At 71.3% G+C, this 2,709-nt stretch carries 3 protein-coding genes; 2 read left to right on the top strand and 1 reads right to left on the bottom strand.

Going from position 1 to position 2,709, the window contains the following annotated elements; translation table 11 throughout:
• Positions 1-671, bottom strand: a 671-nt coding sequence (otsB, locus tag FV228_RS26100; RefSeq protein WP_147857195.1) for a trehalose-phosphatase, incomplete at its 3' end; no start/stop codon positions are given.
• A 118-nt stretch (positions 672-789) separates the two neighbouring features.
• Between otsB and FV228_RS26095 the strand changes: the two genes are divergently transcribed.
• Both FV228_RS26095 and FV228_RS26090 read left to right on the top strand, forming a co-directional pair.
• A complete protein-coding gene (locus FV228_RS26095; RefSeq protein ID WP_147857194.1) occupies positions 790-1,299 on the top strand; it encodes a DUF427 domain-containing protein in 510 nt (169 codons plus the stop codon).
• 57 nt (positions 1,300-1,356) lie between these two features.
• Positions 1,357-2,580 carry a serine hydrolase domain-containing protein gene (locus FV228_RS26090; protein WP_147857193.1) on the top strand — a complete coding sequence of 408 codons (1,224 nt, stop codon included), beginning with the start codon at positions 1,357-1,359 and terminating at the stop codon, positions 2,578-2,580.
• Positions 2,581-2,709: the final 129 nt, after the last annotated feature.

Below are 2,709 nucleotides of genomic sequence, written 5' to 3'. Positions count from 1 at the left end.
GCCGGGTCGGGCAGGCGCCGGGTGGCCACGGTGTCGCCGTCGCCGACCCGGACCGCGACGCCGCCATCCGCGTTCACGGACGCGAAGGCGATCTCGTCGGTCCGGTCGTCGCCGAAGAACACCGGACGGCGACCCGCGTAGGGGGAACGCTCCATGAAGGCGCGGATCGCATGGGCCTTGGTGGCTTGGGCCGGCACGATCTCGCCGACCGCCTTGCCGAGCTGGAGTCGGTAGGCGCCCCCCAGCGACTCGGCCGCGTCCTTGACCAGCACCTCGGCCCGGCCGGCATCGTCCGCGCTCGCCAGCCGCCAATGCACCGCCACCGAGGCGCCCTTGTCCTCGATCAGGACATCGGTGAGCGCCCGGCTCTCTGCATGAAGACGCTCGACCTGACGGCGCAACTCCGGATGATCCTCCGCCCGCACGCCCGACAGCGCCCCGCCGACCCGGCGCTCGACGCCGTGAAGCCCGGCCGCATCGAGGTGCGAGGGTGCCAGGAAGCCGTCGATCACCGAGACCGGCCGGCCGGTGACGATCGCCAGTGCCCCGCCGAGCCGGTCGCGCAGCCGCTCCAGGGCCTCGACCAATCCGGGCTCGACCTGCACCGCGTCCGGCCGCGGGGCGATCTCCGCAAGGGTGCCGTCGAAGTCGAGGAAGAGGGCGATGTCCATCGCGGTCGGTCCCGGGCCGTGAATGTCGGCCCCGGGCTAGCACGCGGCGGCCGTTCGCGGAACGGTGACCCGCTTCAACCTAGCGTTCAATATGGATACGATATACGTCGAAATCGTCATGGCACGTCCGCTCGCACGCCCCATTCCCGATCCGATCCAGCCCGGCCAGGAGAGCGTCTGGGATTACCCGCGGCCGCCGCGGCTGGAGCGCGTGACGGAGACGCTCCGGGTGGTGCTCGGCGGGGTAGCGATCGCGCAGACGGACGGCGCCTACCGGGTGCTGGAGACGTCCCATCCTCCGACCTACTATCTGCCGCCCGGCGACGTGCTGGCCGGCGCGCTCTCGGGTCCGCGCCGCGGCGGCATCTGCGAGTGGAAGGGTCAGGCCGTGCTGTTCGACGTGCATGGCGGCGACCGGCTGGCGCCCAGCGCCGCGTGGTCCTACCCCGATCCGACGCCGGATTTCGACGCGATCTCCGGCTACGTCGCGTTCTACGCCCTGCCGATGGATGCCTGCTTCGTCGGCGCGGCGCGGGTCACGCCCCAGCCCGGAACCTTCTACGGCGGCTGGATCACCCCCGGCATCGTCGGCCCGTTCAAGGGCGGCGCGGGAACGATGGGCTGGTGATCCCACCGGGGCACGCTTTATCCTCCTGATCGAGCCGCACCGGCCGAAGGAGACGACATGAGCGCGCTGACCGAGATCGACCCGAAGGGCGCGGGGCTCAGCCCGGGGGGGCTCGCCCGGATCGCGCCCTGGATGGACCGGCTCGTGGCGGAAGGCCGACTCGCGGGCCTGTCGGTCACGGTGGCACGGCGGGGCCGCATCGCCTTCGCCCGGGCCTGCGGACAGGCCGACCTCGCCCGCGGAACGCCGTTCACCCTCGATACGGTGACGCGGATCTACTCGATGACCAAGCCGCTGACCTCGGTGGCGGTGATGCAGCTCTACGAGCAGGGCCTGTTCCAGCTCGACGACCCGGTCGCCCGGGTGCTGCCGGACTTCGCCGAGATGCGCGTGGCCGTGGGCGGCAACAGGGCGAAGCTGGAGACCGAGCCGGCGCGTCGTGCGATCACCGTGCGCGATCTCCTCACCCACACGGCGGGCCTCACCTACGGGTTCATGGAGGCGACCCTTGTCGACGCGCAGTACCGCGAGCACGGAGTGGATTTCCTCGCGCCGGAGGGCAGCCTCGCCGACATGACCGCCCGGGTCGCCCGGATGCCGCTGCTCGCCCAGCCGGGCAGCGCCTGGAACTACAGCGTCGCCACCGATGTGCTCGGCCAGTACGTCGCCGCCCTCACCGGCCGACCGTTCGCGGATTATCTGCGCAATGAGGTGATCCGCCCGCTCGGGATGGTCGACACGGATTTCCATGTCCGGCCCGAGCTGATGCCGCGCTTCTGCGCGACCTACGCGTATGACCGCGCGCGCCAGCTCAGGCTGTTCGACGATTCCGTGGACACCACCTTCGCGAAAGTCCCGGCCATCGCGTCCGGCGGCGGCGGACTCGTCTCGACCGCATCGGACTATCAGCGCTTCTGCCGCATGATCCTCAACCGGGGCACCCTCGACGGCAACCGCCTGCTCGGCCGGAAGAGCGTCGCGTTGATGCTTGCGAACCATCTCACGGGGGATCTGGCGGCCATGGGCACGCCGCGCTTCGCCGAGACTTCCTACACCGGGATCGGGTTCGGCCTGGGCTTTTCCGTGATGCTCGACCCGGCCCGGGCCCAGATTCTCGGCACGCCCGGCGAGGTCGCCTGGGGCGGCCTGGCCTCGACGGCCTTCTGGATCGACCCGGCCGAGGATCTCTCGGTCGTGCTCATGACGCAGCTCGTGCCGTCCTCGGCGCTGCCGATCCGGCGGGAGCTGCGGGTCCTGACCTACGCGGCGCTCGACGATTGAGCGCCGCCGGAGCATCGTGCGGTCAGACGGTTCGAACCGCGACGATGCTCCACCCCAATCATTGCGGAGCCGGCGCGTCCGCCGCGGCGGGCTTGGCCGACGGCTTCGCGCCCGCCTTGGCGGCGGGCT

Source organism: Methylobacterium sp. WL18 (assembly GCF_008040015.1).
Taxonomy (GTDB): domain Bacteria; phylum Pseudomonadota; class Alphaproteobacteria; order Rhizobiales; family Beijerinckiaceae; genus Methylobacterium; species Methylobacterium mesophilicum.
This window is presented reverse-complemented; position numbering and strand designations above follow the sequence as displayed.

Bases quoted from the DNA above. Each gene is read 5' to 3' on its own strand.
- FV228_RS26095 (WP_147857194.1), top strand. From the start codon at position 790: ATGGCACGTCCGCTCGCACGCCCCATTCCCGATCCGATCCAGCCCGGC.
- FV228_RS26090 (WP_147857193.1), top strand. From the start codon at position 1,357: ATGAGCGCGCTGACCGAGATCGACCCGAAGGGCGCGGGGCTCAGCCCG.